Annotated in this window: 18 protein-coding genes; 6 read left to right on the forward strand and 12 right to left on the reverse strand. The window is 75.4% G+C overall.

Features of this window, described 5'->3' with window-relative positions; all coding sequences use genetic code 11:
- Positions 1-97: 97 nt before the first annotated feature.
- A complete protein-coding gene (locus tag CLV52_RS01470) occupies positions 98-979 on the reverse strand; it encodes an ROK family protein (protein WP_133764189.1) in 882 nt (293 codons plus the stop codon).
- A gap of 181 nt (positions 980-1,160) precedes the next feature.
- Here CLV52_RS01470 and pgi point away from each other — a divergent pair, with 181 nt between their 5' ends.
- Complete coding sequence (gene pgi, locus CLV52_RS01475) at positions 1,161-2,855, forward strand: glucose-6-phosphate isomerase (RefSeq protein ID WP_133764191.1); 1,695 nt, start codon at positions 1,161-1,163, stop codon at positions 2,853-2,855.
- 84 nt (positions 2,856-2,939) lie between these two features.
- Here the strand turns inward: pgi and CLV52_RS01480 are convergent, their stop codons facing one another.
- Complete coding sequence (locus tag CLV52_RS01480; protein WP_133764193.1) at positions 2,940-3,119, reverse strand: hypothetical protein; 180 nt, start codon at positions 3,117-3,119, stop codon at positions 2,940-2,942.
- 201 nt (positions 3,120-3,320) lie between these two features.
- Here CLV52_RS01480 and CLV52_RS01485 point away from each other — a divergent pair, with 201 nt between their 5' ends.
- A complete protein-coding gene (locus tag CLV52_RS01485) occupies positions 3,321-4,445 on the forward strand; it encodes an ROK family transcriptional regulator (RefSeq protein ID WP_133764195.1) in 1,125 nt (374 codons plus the stop codon).
- A 60-nt stretch (positions 4,446-4,505) separates the two neighbouring features.
- On the opposite strand, the gene CLV52_RS01490 is transcribed toward CLV52_RS01485, so the two are convergent.
- From CLV52_RS01490 to CLV52_RS01510, 5 genes are read right to left on the reverse strand one after another with little or no spacing between them, the layout of a single operon-like run.
- Positions 4,506-5,546: a glycosyltransferase family 9 protein gene (locus tag CLV52_RS01490; RefSeq protein ID WP_342773123.1), complete on the reverse strand. Its 1,041-nt coding sequence runs from the start codon at positions 5,544-5,546 to the stop codon at positions 4,506-4,508.
- A 7-nt stretch (positions 5,547-5,553) separates the two neighbouring features.
- The gene (locus CLV52_RS01495) at positions 5,554-6,141 is read right to left on the reverse strand and encodes a DUF1440 domain-containing protein (RefSeq protein ID WP_133764197.1); all 588 of its coding nucleotides are present in this window, start codon (positions 6,139-6,141) and stop codon (positions 5,554-5,556) included.
- 23 nt (positions 6,142-6,164) lie between these two features.
- A complete protein-coding gene (locus CLV52_RS01500) occupies positions 6,165-7,316 on the reverse strand; it encodes a glycosyltransferase family 9 protein (protein ID WP_133764199.1) in 1,152 nt (383 codons plus the stop codon).
- 26 nt (positions 7,317-7,342) lie between these two features.
- Entirely contained in the window at positions 7,343-7,987 is a 645-nt protein-coding gene (locus tag CLV52_RS01505) for a hypothetical protein (protein WP_133764201.1), read from the reverse strand.
- Positions 7,984-8,628 (reverse strand): histidine phosphatase family protein, encoded by a 645-nt coding sequence (locus tag CLV52_RS01510; RefSeq protein ID WP_133764204.1) that lies wholly within the window; start codon positions 8,626-8,628, stop codon positions 7,984-7,986. Before CLV52_RS01510 ends, CLV52_RS01505 begins: the two co-directional genes overlap by 4 nt.
- 70 nt (positions 8,629-8,698) lie before the next feature.
- Between CLV52_RS01510 and CLV52_RS01515 the strand changes: the two genes are divergently transcribed.
- The gene (locus CLV52_RS01515) at positions 8,699-8,893 is read left to right on the forward strand and encodes a hypothetical protein (protein WP_133764206.1); all 195 of its coding nucleotides are present in this window, start codon (positions 8,699-8,701) and stop codon (positions 8,891-8,893) included.
- 9 nt (positions 8,894-8,902) lie between these two features.
- Here CLV52_RS01515 and CLV52_RS01520 read toward each other — a convergent pair whose 3' ends face one another.
- Genes CLV52_RS01520 through CLV52_RS01530 form a run of 3 tightly spaced genes read right to left on the reverse strand, consistent with a single transcriptional unit; the run spans position 8,903 to position 12,403 of the window.
- A complete protein-coding gene (locus CLV52_RS01520) occupies positions 8,903-9,745 on the reverse strand; it encodes a transglutaminase family protein (protein ID WP_133764208.1) in 843 nt (280 codons plus the stop codon).
- Between the two features lie 28 nt (positions 9,746-9,773).
- Entirely contained in the window at positions 9,774-10,700 is a 927-nt protein-coding gene (locus CLV52_RS01525) for an alpha-E domain-containing protein (protein ID WP_133764210.1), read from the reverse strand.
- Positions 10,694-12,403 (reverse strand): circularly permuted type 2 ATP-grasp protein, encoded by a 1,710-nt coding sequence (locus tag CLV52_RS01530; protein ID WP_133764212.1) that lies wholly within the window; start codon positions 12,401-12,403, stop codon positions 10,694-10,696. Before CLV52_RS01530 ends, CLV52_RS01525 begins: the two co-directional genes overlap by 7 nt.
- 117 nt (positions 12,404-12,520) lie before the next feature.
- On the opposite strand from CLV52_RS01530, the gene CLV52_RS01535 reads away from it, so the two are divergent.
- Both CLV52_RS01535 and CLV52_RS01540 read left to right on the forward strand, forming a co-directional pair.
- The gene (locus CLV52_RS01535; protein WP_133764214.1) at positions 12,521-13,696 is read left to right on the forward strand and encodes a sensor histidine kinase; all 1,176 of its coding nucleotides are present in this window, start codon (positions 12,521-12,523) and stop codon (positions 13,694-13,696) included.
- Positions 13,693-14,763 (forward strand): hypothetical protein, encoded by a 1,071-nt coding sequence (locus CLV52_RS01540; protein WP_133764216.1) that lies wholly within the window; start codon positions 13,693-13,695, stop codon positions 14,761-14,763. Before CLV52_RS01535 ends, CLV52_RS01540 begins: the two co-directional genes overlap by 4 nt.
- Before the next feature lie 22 nt (positions 14,764-14,785).
- Here CLV52_RS01540 and CLV52_RS01545 read toward each other — a convergent pair whose 3' ends face one another.
- Both CLV52_RS01545 and CLV52_RS01550 read right to left on the reverse strand, forming a co-directional pair.
- Positions 14,786-16,195 carry a HAMP domain-containing sensor histidine kinase gene (locus CLV52_RS01545; protein WP_133764218.1) on the reverse strand — a complete coding sequence of 470 codons (1,410 nt, stop codon included), beginning with the start codon at positions 16,193-16,195 and terminating at the stop codon, positions 14,786-14,788.
- Positions 16,192-16,884 (reverse strand): response regulator transcription factor, encoded by a 693-nt coding sequence (locus CLV52_RS01550; protein WP_133764220.1) that lies wholly within the window; start codon positions 16,882-16,884, stop codon positions 16,192-16,194. Before CLV52_RS01550 ends, CLV52_RS01545 begins: the two co-directional genes overlap by 4 nt.
- A 181-nt stretch (positions 16,885-17,065) precedes the next feature.
- Here CLV52_RS01550 and CLV52_RS01555 point away from each other — a divergent pair, with 181 nt between their 5' ends.
- Positions 17,066-17,782, forward strand: coding sequence for a single stranded DNA-binding domain-containing protein (locus tag CLV52_RS01555; protein WP_133764222.1), 717 nt, complete (start codon positions 17,066-17,068; stop codon positions 17,780-17,782).
- The last annotated feature ends 12 nt before the right edge of the window (positions 17,783-17,794 follow it).

Genomic DNA, 17,794 nt, shown 5'->3' on the forward strand with positions numbered 1-17,794 from the left:
CGGAGCCGACCTTGTGGGGCTCACGAGCACCTCTTTGCTCACGCTTCTTGCCGCCGCGACCTCATCGCGGCGGCAAGAAGCGTGAGCAAAGAGGAGGTCAGGGGAGGAGGTCGTCGGCGAGCGCGAGCGCGCCGACGACGCCGGGGGAGTCGGCGATCGCGGGCGCGACCAGGACGTCCGTCGGATCGGCGGAGGAGAGCGACGCCGGACCGTAACCCCGGGCCAGGTCCGGCAGCGCGGCGCGCACCGCCTCGAGCAGCCCGGGGGACTGCATGACGCCGCCGCCGAGCACCAGCTTCTCCGCCCCGACCGTGAGCATGACGCTGTACGCCATCTGGGCGATGTAGGAGGCGAGGATCGCGATCCGCCCGTCGCGGACGTCCTCGGGGAACGACGAGGCGTCCGCGCCCCAGCGCCCGAGGACGGCGGGGCCGGCGGTGAGGCCCTCGAGGCAGTCGCCGTGGAAGGGGCAGTTGCCGGCGAAGTCGTCGTCCGGGTGCCGGCGGACGAGCAGGTGACCGACCTCCGGCCAGCCGTCGCCGCCGATGGGGCGCCCGTCGACGATCATCCCGACGCCGACGCCCGTGCCGATGGTCGCGTAGGCGAGCGAGGAGGTGCCCCGCCCGGCGCCGTAGCGCAGCTCCCCCACCGCGGCGCCGACGACGTCGCTGACGAACGCGGCCGGGACGCCGTCCGTCGCGACGCGACCGAGCAGGTCCGTGTCCGCCCAGCCGGGCTTCGGGGTGGTCGTGACCCGGCCGAAGCGGGGGCTCGACGGATCGGCGTCGACGGGCCCGAAGGAGGCCAGCCCGATCGCCTCCACCGCGCCCGTCGCCCGGATGAAGTCGTGGATCCGGCCGATCGTCTCGTCCGGCGTCGTCGTCGGGAAGCGCTCGACGCGGAGCGGGACGTCCGGGGAGCCGGCCTCGGCCGCGGCGCAGACGACCTTCGTGCCGCCGGTCTCGATGCCCACGATCATGCCGAACTCCGCTCCGACCGCAGCAGCGCGGTCGACGCCGACCCTAGCGACGCCGAGGGGTCGCCGTACGGCGAGCGATCGTGCAGCCACAGGGTCTAGCGTCTGTCGAGGCGCGGCTCCTCCGGCCCCGCCCGACGGCGGGCGGCCTCACCCAGTCCTACTCGAAAGGCGCGTGCCTCCCGTGACCTCCTCCCCCGTCGACCCCACGACCTCCGGCGCCTGGCAGGCGCTGTCCGAGCTCGCCGAGGGCTTCGCACCCGATCTCCGCGCCTGGTTCGCCGAGGACGAGGGCCGCGCCGACCGCTACACCTTCCAGGCCGCGGACCTCACCGTCGACCTGTCGAAGAACCTGGTGACGGAGGAGGTCCTCGGCCACCTGCTCGAGATCGCCCGCACCGTCGACGTGGCCGGCCGGTACCGGGCGATGATCTCGGGCGAGCACATCAACGTCACCGAGGACCGCGCGGTGCTGCACACCGCCCTCCGGCGCCCGTCCGGCGACGACCTGACGCCGGCCGCGCCGCTCACGGTCGACGGGCAGGACGTCGACCACGACGTGCACGAGGTGCTCGACAGGATCGCGACGTTCGCGAGCGCGGTGCGCGACGGCTCGTGGACCGGCGTCACCGGCAAGCGCGTCGAGACGGTCGTGAACATCGGCATCGGCGGGTCGGACCTCGGCCCGGTCATGGTCTACGAGGCGCTGAAGCCGTACGTCCAGGCCGGCCTGACCGCGCGCTTCGTCTCGAACATCGACCCCTCCGACATCTACGAGAAGACGGCGGACCTCGACCCCGAGACGACGCTCTTCATCGTCGCGTCGAAGACCTTCGGCACGCTCGAGACACTGACGAACGCGCGGCTCGCCCGCGAGTGGCTCTGGAAGGGCCTGTCGCAGGCCGGCGCGATCGAGGACACCGACGAATCGCGCCGCGACGCCGTCTCGAAGCACTTCGTGGCCGTGTCGACCGCCCTCGACAAGGTCGAGGCGTTCGGCATCGACCCGACGAACGCGTTCGGCTTCTGGGACTGGGTGGGCGGCCGCTACTCGGTCGACTCCGCGATCGGCACGTCCGTCGCGATCGCGATCGGCCCGGACGGGTTCGCCGACTTCCTCGCCGGCTTCCACGCGGTCGACGAGCACATGCGGACGGCGCCCCTCGAGGCGAACGTGCCCGTCCTCATGGGCCTGCTGAACGTCTGGTACTCGAACTTCCTCGGGGCCCAGAGCCACGCGGTGCTGCCCTACGCGCAGTACCTGCACCGCTTCCCCGCCTACCTGCAGCAGCTGACCATGGAGTCGAACGGCAAGAGCGTGCGCTGGGACGGCACGCCGGTCGTGACCGACACCGGCGAGGTCTTCTGGGGCGAGCCCGGCACGAACGGGCAGCACGCGTTCTACCAGTTGATCCACCAGGGCACCCGGCTGATCCCGGCGGACTTCATCGCGACCGCCAACCCCGCGCACCCGCTGCAGGACGGCGACACCGACGTCCACGCGCTGTTCCTCGCGAACTTCTTCGCGCAGACGAAGGCGCTCGCCTTCGGCAAGACCGCGGACGAGGTGCGCGCCGAGGGCACCGCGGAGGCCGTCGTGCCCGCCCGCACCTTCAGCGGCAACCGGCCGACGACGTCGATCCTCGCGCCGCGCCTCACGCCGTCGGTGGTCGGTCAGCTGATCGCGCTCTACGAGCACATCACCTTCGTCGAGGGCACCGTCTGGGGCATCGACTCGTTCGACCAGTGGGGCGTCGAGCTCGGCAAGCAGCTCGCGCTGCAGATCGCGCCGGCCGTGCAGGGCGACGCCGACGCGCTCGCGAGCCAGGACCCGAGCACGAAGTCGCTCATCGCGAAGTACCTCGAGCTGCGCGAGTAGGCGCCGGGAACGACGAACGGGCCGCCTCGGCGGGAGGGAGCGACAGCTCCTCCCGCCGAGGCGGCCCGTTGCCTGTGCGGGGGATCAGGCCGCGCGGCCCGCGTGGCCCAGGTGGACCTTCGGCGCGTCCACGTCGAGCGGACGGCGGCGACGGCGCGGGGCCGTCGTGGTGTCGGTGGCGAGGGCGATGCCCGTCGCGTGGGTGCGGACGCCGTGGCCCAGCAGCGGGTTGCGCGCGATCAGCGTGTCGACGAGCCCGCTCATCGGGTGCCCCCGACGTGGACGGCCGTCACCGGAGCGGCGTACTGGAGCGCGGCGTAGCTGTCCCAGCGCTGAACGATCTCACGCAGGACCGCGATGATGCGGTTCGTCATGGTTCCTCCTCGGATGAGCATCTCAACTATTTCGTATGATAGCTGAACGAACGAACCTGTGCCAGTGTTCCCGGGTGCGGGAGCGGATTCGATGACGCTGCCGGAACCCCTCGCGGAGACGGCGGGGCGCGCGCTGCGCGCCCTGCTCGAGCGCGAGCACGCGACGCGGCCGGAGCTCGCCGACGCCCTCCGCGTCACGAAGCAGACCGTCTCCGCGGCGATCGTCGAGCTCGAGGAGCGCGGCCTGGTCGAGGCGGTGGCCGTGCAGCAGGGGCACACCGGCCGCTCGGCCGTCCGCTACGGGCTGCACCGCAGCGCCGGGTGGGTCGCCGGCATCGATCTCGGCTCGGCCCGACTGCGGGTGGCGGCGGCGCGGCTGGACGGCACCGTGGTCGCCGAGCGCCTCGTGCCGAACCCGGCGCCCACGGTGTCGCGGGACTGGCCGGATCAGCTCGAGGTCGCCGCGCACGCGCTGGCGGACGTCGCGCAGGAGCTCTCGGAGTCGCAGGGCGGCCTGCTCGGTGCGGCGATCGCGGTGCCGCGCGCGGTGCCCGTGCGCCGGGACCTGCTCGGCTCCGACGCGGACGACGAGCGCCTCCTCGCCGCGCTCGCCCCGGTCGCGCCCGCCGCGGTGTGGACCGAGAACGACGTCAACTGCGAGGCGATCGCGCAGCTGCGCTACCGCCCCGGCTCCGCCCCGCGCTCGGTGCTGCACCTGCACATCGGCGCGGGGGTCGGCGTCGCGCTGATCGTCGAGGGGACGATCCTGCGCGGGGCGCGGGGGAGGGCCGGGGAGATCAAGGCGCTCGCGTCGCCCATCGCGCGCGGCCGCACCGTGGAGGACGCGCTCTCGATCGCCGGGCTGCTCGACGCGGCGGGCCACTCGCCCGCCGCTCCCCTGCCCGGTGCGCTCGACGACCTGTTCGCCGCCGCGACGACGGGCGACAGCGCCGCCGAGTCGGCGATCGCGGACGAGGCGACGGGGATCGTGCTGCTGCTCCGCGACCTGACCGCCGTGGTCGACCCGGACCTCGTGGTGCTGTCGGGCGCCCTCGGCGCGCGGCGGGAGCTGCACGGCCGCGTCGTCGCGGAATGCCGCCGCCTCGGGGTGGAGCCGGTGCCGGCGGAGGACCCGCTCGGCGACGCCGCTCCGGTGCTGGGCGCCGCGTCGCTCGCCGCCGACCTCGTCCTCGATGCGATCGCCCCCGTCCGCTGACCCGGGGCCCCAGTCTTCGTTTCGGAGGAGTCCGTCTCCTCCAGAACGAAGGGTGCGGCGTCAGGCGCGGGCGAGGAGGCGCTCCGCCGCCGCGACGACCTCCGTCGGCGCGACCGAGGTGAGGCACGGGTGCCCGGGCACGGGGCAGAGCGTCGCGCGCGACCCGCGGCAGGCGGCGTCCCGCCGGCCGAGCAGCTCGACCGGGACGCCGTAGGGCGCCCAGCGCTCCGGCGGCACCACCGCGGAGAAGAGGCTCACGATCGGCCGGCCGACGGCGGCGGCCAGGTGCGCCGGCCCGGTGTTGCCGACGATGACCGCGGACGCCCCGGCGAGCGCCTGGGCCGTGCCCCCGAGGTCGAGCCGGCCGCCGAGGTCGATGCCGCGCTCCCCCGCGACCGCCGCGGTGAGGGCGCGCTCGTGCTCGCCGCCGGTCACCACGACCCGGTGCCCCGCCTCGACGAGGAGGCGCACCACCTCCGTGAAGTGGTGGGCCGGGTACTCGCGCGCCGGGTACTGCGCACCGGGGTGCACGACGAGGTACTCGTCGGGCAGGTCGTCGAGCGCTGCCGGACGGGTGTCCGGCAGGTCCACGCGGAGGGCGCCGTCGTCGCCCTCGGGCAGCGCGTAGCCGGCGAGCCGCACGATCGCGAGGTTCCGCTCGGGCTCCGGGATGTCCTCGGGGAACGTCTCGCCCGGGATCCACCGTCCGTCGAGCAGGCCGGCGGAGGCCTCGACCGACGCGCCGAGGATGCGCGGGACGCCGGCCAGCCGCAGCAGGAGGGCGATCGGCAGCGGCGACTGGTGGGCCGCGGTGAGGATGATCGCCTCGTCGGGCCGGCACTCCTCGACGACCGCGTCCACCTCGGCGACGAGGGCCGCGTCGACCGGGCGGTCCACGGCCGTGATCCACGGGACGCCGACGATCCGCAGCTCGTCGACGCCGGGCAGCAGCCGTGCGGCGGACTTCCCGCGCGGACCGCCGAGGAACCAGACCTCGGTGTCCTCGCGGGCGGCGACGGCGCGGACGGCGGGGCCGGCCATGATCACGTCGCCCATGCTGTCCAGGCGGACGACGAGGATCCGCCGCGTCGCGGTCGTCACGCGGCGCTCAGCGCCGAACGGCGGCGCGCGCGGTGTCCGCGAGCTTCGCCAGCGCGTTCACGCGCGTGTCGGCGTCCGGCACACCCGCGATCGCGAGGCGCACGGCCTTGCGGACCTGCTCGGCCTCGAGGAGCCAGGCGATGTGCCCGAGGAGCTCGGAGAGGTGCTCCTCCGGCGGCAGGTCCTTCGCGGCCGGGCTCAGTCCGAGCTTCGGCAGCACGAGCTCGTGCGCGACGACGAAGGCGCCGATGCCGTACGCGGCGCCGGCCCAGAGCTTGGTCCTCGGGAGGTACTCCGCGGCCACGGCGTACGCGGCGACGGTGACGACGGAGAAGCCGAAGTGCACGGCGAGCACGCCCCAGGGCACCTGGTTGCCGTTGTACTCGTACGTGTACTGGTCGGGATCGATGCCGCGCTGCTGGAGGAAGGTGACCGGCGGCACCTCGCGGTCCGGCTTCCGGGGCGGGAAGAGCGACTCCCACCCCATCTTGATCGCGCCCGAGCTGAGACCGGCGACGACGCCCGCGACGAGCGCGGCGCCCGGTCGGCGGCTCTCCGGGGCGGACAGGTCGAGCAGGCCGAACGGAGTCTTCATCCGTGCATCGTCGTCGGTATCGGCTACACCAGTCTGGGATTCCGCTGCAAGGGGTTGCGCGCGGCTGCACCCTCCCGAGCGACCTGCTCGAAGAGCTCGACCGCCGCGTCGCGCACGTCGTCCTCGTGGACGTCGTGGGTCGCGCTGGCGCCGTGGCCGCACCAGCCGTCGAGCACCCGCAGCCCGCACACCCGGCAGCCGCCGTGCCAGGACACGAGCGCACGATGGCGGGCCCTCGTCAGCGGCGCGACGTCCGCGAGGTTGGCGTGGGTGAAGACCGCGACGGTGGCCGTGCCGACCGCCGCCGCGATGTGCCGCGGGCCGGAGTCGTTGGCGAGCAGGAGGTCGGCACGGGCGAGCAGGCCGACGAGGCCCGGCAGCGCGAGGCCGCCGACGATCGTCTGCACGTCGCCGCCGAAGCCGCGGGCGACGGCGGCGACGCGGTCGGCCTCGGAGGGGCCGCCCACGACGACGACCCGGGCGCCGCGGTCCGCGAGCACGCGGGCGATCCGGCCGAGGCGGTCCTCCGGGTAGCACCGGCGCGGATCCGTCGCGCCGGGGTGGACGACGACCAGGGGCTCGTCCGTCGCCGGCACGACGGCGAGGGAGGCCGTCAGGTCGGCGTCCGTGACCGCGAGCTCGGGCTCGAGCCGCACGGGCGGTGCGCCGGCCGCGCCGACGACCTCCAGCCAGCGGAGCGTGTCGTGCTGGAACGACGTGTAGGGCACCCAGCGGTCCGGCTTCGGCGCGTCGGGGGTGGCCGCGCCGACCGTCGTCGCCGCGCCGAGCCGCAGCAGGAGGCGGTTCGAGTTGCCGCCGCCGCCGTGGAGCTGGACGGCGAGGTCGTACGACTCCGCGCGCCGGTCGGCGGCCCAGGCGTCGATCTCCGCCTCGGTCGCGTCCGGCGCGTCCGACCCGACGCGCACCCCGTGCACGGGCGGGACGACGACGACCCGGTCGACCGGGGCCGGGCGGTCGGCGAGCAGGGCGGCCGTGTGGGCGGCGCCGAGCAGCGTGATCTCCGCGTCCGGGTACGCGGCCCGGAGCGCGGCGAGCGCGGGCTCGCCCACGACGTAGTCGCCGAGGCCGTTCGCGCGGAGCACGGCGATCCGGCGGACGTCGGGGAGGGGCGCGGACGCGGCGTGCAGCGGGTTCATCGGGAACAGTTCTGCCACAGCGCGACCCGGGAGTCGCCCGGCTCTCAGCGAACGAGGGCGACGACGAGCGCGGCGAGGAGGACGCCGGGCGCCGCGGCGGCGACGAGGTCCGACGTCGCGACCCCGGGTCGATCGCGGCGCCGGTACGCGAGCACGAACTCCGCGATGCTCGCCGCGAGGACGACGAGCGTCAGGACCCGCACGGCCGGCCCGGGACCGGTCCCCGCGAGCCCCGCCCCGATCTGCGTGAAGGCGACGACGCCCCACGGCACCACGCCGAGCACCGACCACCAGCGGAGCGCCGCCGGACGCCCGTCCGGCCGGTGCAGCGACCGGAGGAGCACCCCGCCCGCGGAGGAGGCGTAGACGAGCACGAGCGCCATCGCGTCGAGGACGCCGTTCAGGCGGGCGACGAGGAAGAGGACGATCGGCGCCGCAGCACCGGAGGCCCACACGGCCGCCGACCGGTCGAGCCGGCCGGTCGCGTGGAGACCCGCCGCGACGGCGACGAGGAGCGGCGGGACGAGGACGGCGGCCGCGCCCTGGACGGCCGCGATCCGCACGGACGCGGCGCCGAGGTGCGCGACCACGGGCAGCTCGAGCGGGTCGCGGAGCACGGCCGCGACGCCGAGGACGACCACGACGACGAGCAGCGCCGCGGCGAGCACGGCCGACCCCGGCCGGGTCACGGGACGGCGGATCCGGTCGGGTCGCTGTCCGGCGCGGTGAAGCGCCGGTCCGTCCAGCTCTCGACGAACCACGGCCCGGAGCCCGAGCGCTCGAGGACGACGACGCCGGTGTTCGGCAGGCCGTGCTCGGCGCCGAAGTCGTCCGCGACGTTCGCGCCGCGCGCCGTCGCCCAGGTGCGGATCGCGGCGCCGTGGCTCACGCAGAGCACCGTGCCGCCGTCGGCGACCGCGGTCTCGACGGCCGCGTCGTAGCGCGCGAAGAAGTCGGTGCCCGTCTCGGGCGCGCCCGGCATCGTCGCCGACAGGTCGCCCTCCGCCCAGGCGAAGATCGTGCGGAGGTACGCGAGGTGCGAGTCGCGGTCCGCGTTCAGCTCGAGGTCGCCGGCGAGGATCTCCCGCAGCCCGGCGTCGGTGCGGAGTTCGAGGCCGTGCTCGCGCGCGATCGGCCCGGCCGTCTGCACGGTCCGCGCGAGCGGGGACGCGACGACCCGGTCGATCCGCTCGGCCGCGAGCACGTCGACCAGCGCCGCCGCCTGCTCCCGGCCGAGCGTCGTCAGGTCGGCGCCCGGCGCCGCGGTGTCGAGCAGGCCCTGCACGTTCGACCGGGTCTGCCCGTGCCGGACGAGGATCAGACGGGACATGGCGCCATCCTCCCCGAACACTCGTGCACGACCGCTGCGGGCCGTCGGCGCACGCGCGTACCGTTCGCGCATGGACAGCGACGTCACCGGCAGCTCGAACCCCGGCCCCGAGGAGGGCGAGCACGAACCGCACCGTCAGGGCACCGAGGACCCGGGTCCCGGCGGGACGACCCCGGGACAGGGCTCCGGCAACCCCGGGCCCGCGGAGCCCGAGGAGGCCGACGAGCCGAGGACGGGCTCGGAGAACCCCGGCCCGCGCGAATGACGCGGCCGGTCACGCCTCCCGTGTGATCTCGACCTCGACGAACAGGCGGCTGCCGAACGGCCCCGCGTACACGCCGCGCAGCGGGGCGACGTCCGCGTAGTCCCGCCCGCGGCCGACGAGCACGTGGCGCTCCCCGATGGGGAGGTCGTTCGTCGGATCGAAGCCGTGCCACGAGCCGCAGAACCACTCCACCCAGGCGTGCGACTCACCCGTCACCGGCGTCCCGATCGGGAACGCCGGGTCCGGGTGCAGATAGCCCGACACGTACCGCGCAGGCACGCCGATGGCGCGCAGCGCCCCGATCGCGATGTGGGCGATGTCCTGGCAGACGCCGCGGCCGTGCTCCCACGACTCCTGGGCCGTCGACTGCACGCCGGTCACGCCCGCCATGTAGACGACGCGACGGTGGATCTCCCGGCAGACGGCGAGCGCCGCGGCGCAGGGGTCGAGGTCCGCGGCGGCCGCCCGTGCGATCGCGACGACCTCCTCCGGCGGCTCGGTGAGCCGCGTCTGCTGCAGCTGCTCGACGGTGTCGACGGACGCCTGCGCCGCGGGGCCCAGGTCCGTCCACGACAGCCCCGGCTCCGCGTGCGCCGCGCGCTGCACCTCGACGAGGCTCGTCGCCGTCAGCGACAGCTCATCGTGCGGCGTGAGGATCTCGAACGAGTTGACCCGCGTGCCCCAGTAGTCGACGTACGCCTGCGACGACGAGATGGGGGAGATCTCGAGGTTCGCGGCGAGGACGAACTGCCCGTCACCGGAGCCGGGCAGCATCCGCGCCTCGTTGTAGGACTGCGTCACGCCGCCGCCGTACTGGTAGCCCGTCACGTGCCGCACCCGCAGCCGACTCATGCCGCACCGCGCATGTGCTTCGTCGCCATCAGAACTCCCCCACCCAGACCGGCGTCGCGTTCGTCGGGAAGTACCGCTGCCGGATCGCCTCGGACGCCGCCGACGTCGCGCCCTGCACCGCCTCCATCTGCACCGCGAGCTCGTCGAGGATCTCGTCGATCGGCCGGAACTCGAGCTCCGACCGGATCTGCCCGAGTACGCGCAGGGCGCGGTCCGAGGTCCCGACCCGCTCGTTGCGCGGCTCGAGCTGGCGGAGGCACGACTCCGCGCGCTGGATCGAGAACAGGATCGACCGCGGGAAGAGGCGGTCGACGGCGAGGAACTCGGCCGCGTTCTGCGCCGACGGGTTGCCCCGGTACGTGCGGAGGTAGGCCTCGTAGCCGCCGCAGGACCGCAGCAGCGTCGTCCAGCTCGGCCCGTTGTTGCCGGTGAGGGCGTGCGTCGCGAGCAGCCGGGCGGTCATGTCCGCGCGCTCGAGACTCCGGCCGAGCGTGAAGAACTGCCACACGTCGTCGCGGCTCGTGGCGCTCTCGATGATCCCGACGGCGAGCGCGGTGCGCTCCCGGACCCAGTCGAAGAACTCCGAGACCCGCGCGGGGGAGACCTGCCGCGGCATCCGGGCACGCGTCGTGTTCAGGCACTCCCAGAGCTCGGTGCTGACGATCTCGCGGGCGCGGCGAGCGTTCTCGCGCGCCGCGGTGAGCGAGTAGGCGATGGAGGCGGGGTGGGTCCGGTCGATGCCGAGGATCGCGAGCACGTCGCCGCGGGCGAGCCTCCCCTCCTCCGCCGGCGCCGACCCCATGACGGAGAGCAGTGCGCGGCAGGCGGTGTCCTCGTCGACCCACGGGTCCTCGAGGAGGAGCTGGAGGTGCACGTCGAGGATGCGCGCGGTGCCGTCGCCCCGCTCGATGTACCGCCCGATCCAGAACAGGCTCTCGGCGATGCGGCTCAGCACGGGGCGCTCCGGTCGATGCCGCTCGCGGTGGTCTCGAGGCTCGCTCCGCTCGCACCTCGACCAGCCGAGCGGGCCGACTGCTGCTGCTGCTGTTGCTGCTCGCCCGTGTCGTCCACCGCGTCGAGCGGCGCGTGGTCGGGCTCGTGGGAGGTCGGCACGGCGCGCTCCTCGCGGTCGTGGGACGCCTGCCCGCGCACGATCGCGCCGACGGAGCGCTCGGTCGGCGCGGGGTCCGACCCGATCACCCAGGTGTCCTTCGAGCCGCCGCCCTGGCTCGAGTTCACGACGAGCTGCCCCTCCGGCAGCGCGACCCGCGTCAGGCCGCCCGGCAGCACCCACACGTCGCGGCCGTCGTTCACGGCGAACGGGCGCAGGTCCGCGTGCCGCGGCCGGACGCCGTCCTCGACGAGCGTCGGGATCGTCGACAGCTGGACGACCGGCTGCGCGATCCAGCCGCGCGGATCCTCGATCAGGCGCCGGCGGAGGTCGTCGAGCTGCGACCGCGTCGCCTTCGGGCCGACGACGAGGCCCTTGCCGCCCGACCCGTCGACCGGCTTCACGACGAGCTCGTCGAGCCGGTCGAGCACCTCCTCGAGGGCGCCCGGGTCCTCGAGCCGCCACGTGTCGACGTTCTTCAGCTTCGGCTCCTCGCCGAGGTAGTAGCGGATGAGGTCCGGCAGGTACGTGTACACGAGCTTGTCGTCGGCGACGCCGTTCCCGACCGCGTTGGCGATCGTGACGTTGCCGAGGCGGGCCGCGAGCATCAGACCGGGGGAGCCGAGCAGCGAGTCGGCCCGGAACTGCAGCGGGTCGAGGAACTCGTCGTCGACGCGGCGGTAGATGACGTCGACCCGGGTCGGGCCCGCCGTCGTCCGCATCCAGACCCGCCCACCGGAGCAGAAGAGGTCGCGGCCCTCCACGAGCTCGACGCCCATCAGCCGCGCGAGGAGGGTGTGCTCGAAGTAGGCGGAGTTGTACACGCCCGGGGTGAGCACCACGACCGTCGGATCGTCGATGCCCGGGGGAGCGGCGGACCGGAGCGCCTGCAGGAGCCGGCGCGGGTACTCCCCGACCGGGCGGATGCGCATCTGCACGAACAGCTCCGGCAGGGTCTGCGCCATGACCCGGCGGTTGGAGATCACGTAGCTGACGCCGGACGGGACGCGCACGTTGTCCTCGAGCACCCGCCACTCGCCGTGCTCGTCGCGGATCAGGTCGATGCCGGACACCTGGATCCGCACGCCGTTCGCCGGCACGATCCCCGCGGCCTGCCGGTGGAAGTGGGAGGAGGAGCTGATCAGCCCCGCGGGGATCACCCCGTCGCGCACGGCCGCCTGCGGGCCGTAGACGTCGGCGAGGAACGCCTCGAGGGCCGTGACCCGCTGCTGGACGCCGGCCTCCACGAAGGCCCAGTCGTCCGCCTCGATCACGCGCGGCACCGCGTCGAGCGGGAACGGCCGCTCCTCGCCGGCGAAGTCGAACGTGACGCCCTGCGCGAGGTAGGAGTCGGCGAGCGCCGCGGTCCTCCCCCGCAGCTCGGCCTGCGTCATCGACGCGAGTGCCGAGTGCACCTCCTTGTACGGCGCCCGCGGCACCGCGTCGGCGGTCGTCATCGGCAGATCCGCGAACATCTCGTCGAACGGGGCCGCACCCGGCGCCGGCGGCGTCGCCGTGCGCGCGTATCCGTCGAAGAGGTCCGCCATTCCCGAAGCGTAACCAGGGCGGTGTTCCGGGCTTGTTACGGGATCCGACCCGTGCGCATCCCGCGCGGACGGCCGTCGTGCCGGGGCGACGAGCCTCCGCTCCCCTACGATCGCGCCATGTCCGGCCCGCCGTGGACCGCGCGCCGCGCGCTGTCGGACGGGCTGCGCGCAGCAGGGCTCTGGTACGGGTCCACCGCGCTCGTCCTCGCGTGGACGACGACCGCCCTGATCCACGGATCGCCGTCGACGCTCGGCCTCCTCGCCGTCACCGCCGCGGTCGTCGCCCTCGGGGGCCTCGTGTTCGTGCTCCCCGCGCCGCCGCGGGTGGGCGCGGTCGTCGTGCTCGCGGCCGTCGTCGTCATGGCCGCCGGCTTCACCGCGACCCTCGTCGTGGTCGCGCGGTCCCCCCTCCCGCCCGGCTCGACCGCCGGGTTCCCGCTCTCGCCGGTGAAGACCGCGATGCTCGCGTTCGCCGTGAACGCCGGGCGTCGACGGGCGCCGCTGCTCGCCGGCGCGGCGCTCGCCGTCGTCGTCGAGACGGTGTGCGCGGTCCTCGGCCCCGCGCTCGGCGTGCCCTGGGCCTTCGATCTGCCGGAGGCGGCGACGCTCGCGCTCGTCGCGCTCGCGTCCTCCGGGTTCCTCATCGCGGGGCGCCGGACGGAGCAGCCGCGCCGCGCCTCGAAGGCCGCGGCGTTCGAGGAGGCGCTGACCCGCACGCGGTCGATCGCCCGGTCGCGCGCCGCCGCGGTGGTGCACGACACGGTCCTCGGCGATCTGGCGGCGGTCGCCGCCGTCGGCCCGGGCCGGCTGACGCCCGCGGCCGCGCGGCGGCTGGGGGGCACCCTCGAGCTGCTGGCATCGCCCGACTGGGCCGCACCCGCCGGCGGCGAGCCCGCGGCGGTCGGCGGGCCGGTCCTCGCCGCGATCGAGCGCACCGAGGCCGCCGGGCTGTCCGTGCGCCTCGACGGGGAGCTCGCGGAGCTCGGCGGTCTCGCGCCGGACGTCGAGGCGGCGCTGGCCGCGGCCGTCGAGCAGTGCCTCGTGAACACGCGGACCCACGCGGGCACCGACGTCGCGGACGTCACCGTGCTCGCCGACCGCGACGGCCTGACGGTGATGGTCGCCGACTCCGGCAGCGGCTTCGACCCCGAGGCGGTCGACCGCGACCGGCTCGGCATCAGCACGGCGGTGCGGGCCCGGGTCGAGGAGGTCGGCGGCGCCGTGCGGGTGTTCGCGCAGCCCGGGGTGGGCACCACCGTGCTGCTGACCGTGCCGAAGGGGGGCGCGGCATGAGCCTCGCCGCGCGCGAACCGCTGCTGCTGGGCGCTCCGGCCCCCGTCCTCGCCGGCGGCGGCGCCGCGCTCGCCGTCGCCACCGCGGTCGCCGAGACCGTGCTCGGCCGCGCACAGGTCGCCTCCTGGCCCGTCGAGGCGGCCGCGCTCGCGGTCCTCGTCGCGGCCGGCGTCGTCGTGGTGGTGCAGGCGAGCCCGTTCCGCGCGCCGTTCCGCGCGCGGTCCCACGTCGCGGTGCTCGGTCTCGTGCTCGCCGCTGCCGTGCTCGACGAGCTCGCGCAGATCGGCAGGGACGTCCTCATCCACGACGACTGGGGCCTCGTCGTCGTGCCGGTGTTCCTCCTGGTCCTCGCGACCCTCCGGCCGCCGCGGGAGGTGCTCACCGGCGGGCTCGCCGCGGTCGCGGTCGTCGCGGCGACCGTGCTGGCGCTCTCGCCGTTCCTCGCCGGGCCGCTCCCGGCGCCCGCACGGGTCGGGATCGCGGTGACGCAGGTGCTGCCGCCGGCCCTGGCCGCAGCGGCGCTCGCGAGGACGACGCTCCGCGCGCTGGTCGGGCGCCGGGCACCGGCGCCCGAGACGCCGGACCCGACGCTGTCGGTGCAGCAGGAGGCCGTCGCGCGGCTCGAGGCGGAGGCGATCCCGCTCCTCACGGCGGTCGCCGCCGCGGGCGCGGCGACCGCGGGGCAGGCGGACCGGGCGCGCGCGATCATGGCGGAGCTCCGCGCCGCGCTCGTCGCCGACCTCGCGCGGGGCTGGCTCGCGGAGGCCGGCTTCGCGGTCGACGACCCGGACGGCTACGGCGAGCGGATGACCGCCGAGCAGCGCACCGCGCTCCGCACGACCGTCGCGAGCCTCCCGCTCGCAGACTTCGAGCGGCCGGGCACGGCATCAGCCCGCGGCCAGGACCGGGAGGCGGTCCTGGTGCTCGACCTCCCGGTCGCCGCGCGCCCGCGGCGGACGCGGGTCGCGCCTCTCGTCCCCCTGCTCCGCACGGCGTTCGGGCGCGCGGACGTGCGCATCGACGACGAGCGGGTAGTGGTCGAGGTGGGGTTCTCGGTCGCGCGCTGAGCGCCGTCGCCGGGTCCCGGGTTCAGGAGGCGGTCGCCTCCGCCGGCGTCCGCGCCGCGGACGGCTCCGCGCCCGGGGCCGGCACCACCCGCGGCAGCCGCAGCTCGAGCACCGCTCCCGGCAGGTCGCCGGGCCCGCCGTCCACGCAGGCGAGCGAGCCGCCGTGCGCCTCCGCCAGGCCGCGCGCGATGGGCAGGCCGAGCCCGGCGCCGCCGCGCGCCGCGGACCGCGCCGGGTCGAGGCGCACCATGCGGTCGAAGACCGCCTCGCGCGACGCTGCCGGGATGCCCGGCCCGTCGTCGGAGACCCGCACGACGGCGTCGCCGCCGTCGATCCGGGCGTGCAGCCGCACGCGTCGGGCGCCGGCGGCGCCGGCGTTCGCGATGAGGTTCGCGAGGACCTGATCGATGCGGCCCGCGTCGACCGCGACCGTCGCGTCGTCGCCCGACACCTCGACGGTCGGGGCGTCCCGCCGCGGCGCCGTGCGCTCCGCCGCGTCGACCAGCAGGTCGTGCACCGAGCGCGGTCGTGCGTCGATAGTCAGGTCGCCGAGCCGGGAGACGAGGAGGAGGTCCTCCACGAGCCGGCCCGCGCGGCGCGTCTCCCGCACCAGCTGCACGAGCACCCGGTCGCGGTCGGCGTCGTCGAGCGGCTCGCGGATGAGGCGCTCCGCTCCCGCGGACACGGCCGCCAGGGGCGTCCGCAGCTCGTGCGAGGCGTCGGAGAGGAAGCGCCCGAGGCGGTCGGCGGACTCCTCCGCGCGGCGCTCCGCGCCCTCCAGCTCCTCGAGCATCGCGTCGAACTGGCTCGCGGCCCGGCCGAGGTCGCTGGCGGGATCCTGCGGGTCGAGGCGTCGGCCGCGTCCGCCCGCCGCGGTCTCGGTCGCCGCGCGAGTGAGCTCGTCGAGCGGTCGCATCGCGCGACGCAGCACGAGCGGCAGCAGCGCCGCGGCGAGCGCGATCGCGACGACGCTGGCGATGGCCATGATCAGGCGGAACCGCGCGAGCTCGGCCTCGATCTGCCCGCTGTCGGTCTCGAGCTTCAGCGTGACGCCGGGACGGAGGGTCTCCCTCGCGACGAGCTTCCCGCCCTCCTGGGTGATCGCTGCGGCGGGGGTCGTCGCCTCCGGCGGCTTCGGCGGCCTGCCGGTCGGACGCTGCCCGGGCTGCGGTGTGCCGATGACGGTGTCCCCGGACGGGTACTCGATGCTCGCCTCGATGCCGGGCATGCTCAGGCGGTCCGCCAGCTTCTGGTCGGAGAGGCCGGTGAGCGCGGTGGCCAGCGAGGCGACGGACTCGAGTCGCTGCCGCTGCTCCGCCTTCAGCACGGTCCCGAGCGCGAGGTCGACGCTCACCCCGACGACGAGCAGCAGCAGGGCGAGGACCGAGACCGACCAGAGGACGACGCGGCGCCGGAGGGACGGCGTCCTCACGCCGCCTCCGCCCGGTCGATCGGCCGCAGCACGTAGCCGAAGCCGCGGACCGTGTGGAGGACGCGGGGGCCGTGCTCCTCGAGCTTGCGCCGGAGGGCGCTCACGTGCACCTCGACGAGGTTCGCGTCGTAGTCGTCGTAGCCCCACACCTGGGTGAGCAGCTGCGTCTTCGAGAGGATCCGGCCGCGCTCGCGGGCGAGGTAGCCGAGCAGGCGGTACTCCGTCGCGGTGAGGTCGAGGACGACGCCGCCGCGGACGACCTCCGCGCTCTGCTCGTCGATGACGAGGTCGCCGAGCTCCATCGTGGCCGGCACCCGACCCAGGCGGCGCAGGACGACCCGCACCCGGGCGATCAGCTCCTCGACGATGAAGGGCTTGACGATGTAGTCGTCCGCGCCCGTACCGAAGCCGGCGAGCCGGTCCGCGCCGCTGTCCCGCGCCGTGAGGAAGATCACCGGCACGTCGCGGTCGCGGCGGAGCGAGCGCGCGAGCCGGAGGCCGTCGACGGGTCCGGGCAGCATCACGTCGAGCAGGGCGAGGTCGGGCCGGAAGTCAGTGGCGATCCGGGCGACGTCCGTGCCGTCGGGGAGCGCGTGGACGGAGAACCCGGCGCGCTCGAGCGCGGCGGCGACGGATTCGCGGATGAGGGCGTCGTCCTCGACGACGAGCACGCGGGCGGGGGAGGGCATGCGTTCGACCCTGCGGGCCGGCGCTGAAGCGGACCTGAAGCGGCGCCGATGAATCGTCTGAGAACGCGGAGGGTGCTGAACCGGCGCTGAAGACCTCCGGCGCTTCAGGTCCGCTTCAGAGCCGGGCCGTGTCGTGGATGTCGAGCGGCGCATCGGTCGCTCGACACCGAAGGAGCACCCCATGAACTCGTTCTTCCGATCGAAGCGCACGGCGATCATCGGCTGCGCGGCCGGTGCGGCCGTGCTCGCGGCCGTCGGCGTCGGCGGCGCCGCGTTCGCCGACGGCGGCCCGGCGACCCCGTCCACGAGCGCCTCGCAGGGCGCGATGGCGCCGAGCGGCGCACCGAGCGCCCCCTCCGGCGCCCCCTCCGGCGCGCAGACCGCGCCGTCCGGCGCCCCCGCCGCACCGCCCGCCGGCGGCCCCGCCGGTGGGCCGGCCGCGAAGGGCGGGCCGGCCGGCAAGGGCGGCCCCGCGGCGAAGCACGAGCCGCACATCGGCGGCGAGGTCCGCTCCGTGGACGGCGACACCGTCACGGTGCAGGACCCGGACGGCTTCACCCGAACCATCCGCCTCGCGGACGGCGCGACCGTCACGAAGGACGGCGCGACGTCCTCCGTCTCCGCGATCACGAAGGGCGTGCACATCGACGCGACCGGGAAGGTCGACGCGAACGGCACGACACTCGACGCGACCGCGGTGACGATCGGGCTGCCGACGCCCCCGAAGGGCGGACCGGCGGGCCCCGGCGCCGGCGCGCCGAAGGGAGGGACGGCTCCCGCCGCTCCCGCCGCTCCCGCCGCCCCCGCCGCCGGCGGCGGCTCGTCGTCCACCGCGCCGGTCGCGCCCGGGACCGGGCCGTCCTCGACGCCGTCCGCGTCGACGCCGACCGGTTCCTGATCCTCGGCGTCG

This window comes from Amnibacterium kyonggiense, assembly GCF_004364555.1.
Lineage (GTDB): Bacteria > Actinomycetota > Actinomycetes > Actinomycetales > Microbacteriaceae > Amnibacterium > Amnibacterium kyonggiense.

Excerpts from the sequence above, each read along its gene's own strand:
- CLV52_RS01540 (WP_133764216.1), top strand. The coding sequence starts at position 13,693 with ATGAGCCTCGCCGCGCGCGAACCGCTGCTGCTGGGCGCTCCGGCCCCC.
- CLV52_RS01555 (WP_133764222.1), top strand. The coding sequence starts at position 17,066 with ATGAACTCGTTCTTCCGATCGAAGCGCACGGCGATCATCGGCTGCGCG.
- CLV52_RS01520 (WP_133764208.1), bottom strand. The coding sequence starts at position 9,745 with ATGAGTCGGCTGCGGGTGCGGCACGTGACGGGCTACCAGTACGGCGGC.
- CLV52_RS01550 (WP_133764220.1), bottom strand. The coding sequence starts at position 16,884 with ATGCCCTCCCCCGCCCGCGTGCTCGTCGTCGAGGACGACGCCCTCATC.
- CLV52_RS01515 (WP_133764206.1), top strand. The coding sequence starts at position 8,699 with ATGGACAGCGACGTCACCGGCAGCTCGAACCCCGGCCCCGAGGAGGGC.
- CLV52_RS01530 (WP_133764212.1), bottom strand. The coding sequence starts at position 12,403 with ATGGCGGACCTCTTCGACGGATACGCGCGCACGGCGACGCCGCCGGCG.
- CLV52_RS01535 (WP_133764214.1), top strand. The coding sequence starts at position 12,521 with ATGTCCGGCCCGCCGTGGACCGCGCGCCGCGCGCTGTCGGACGGGCTG.
- CLV52_RS01480 (WP_133764193.1), bottom strand. The coding sequence starts at position 3,119 with ATGAGCGGGCTCGTCGACACGCTGATCGCGCGCAACCCGCTGCTGGGC.
- CLV52_RS01510 (WP_133764204.1), bottom strand. The coding sequence starts at position 8,628 with ATGTCCCGTCTGATCCTCGTCCGGCACGGGCAGACCCGGTCGAACGTG.
- CLV52_RS01470 (WP_133764189.1), bottom strand. The coding sequence starts at position 979 with ATGATCGTGGGCATCGAGACCGGCGGCACGAAGGTCGTCTGCGCCGCG.
- CLV52_RS01495 (WP_133764197.1), bottom strand. The coding sequence starts at position 6,141 with ATGAAGACTCCGTTCGGCCTGCTCGACCTGTCCGCCCCGGAGAGCCGC.
- CLV52_RS01485 (WP_133764195.1), top strand. The coding sequence starts at position 3,321 with ATGACGCTGCCGGAACCCCTCGCGGAGACGGCGGGGCGCGCGCTGCGC.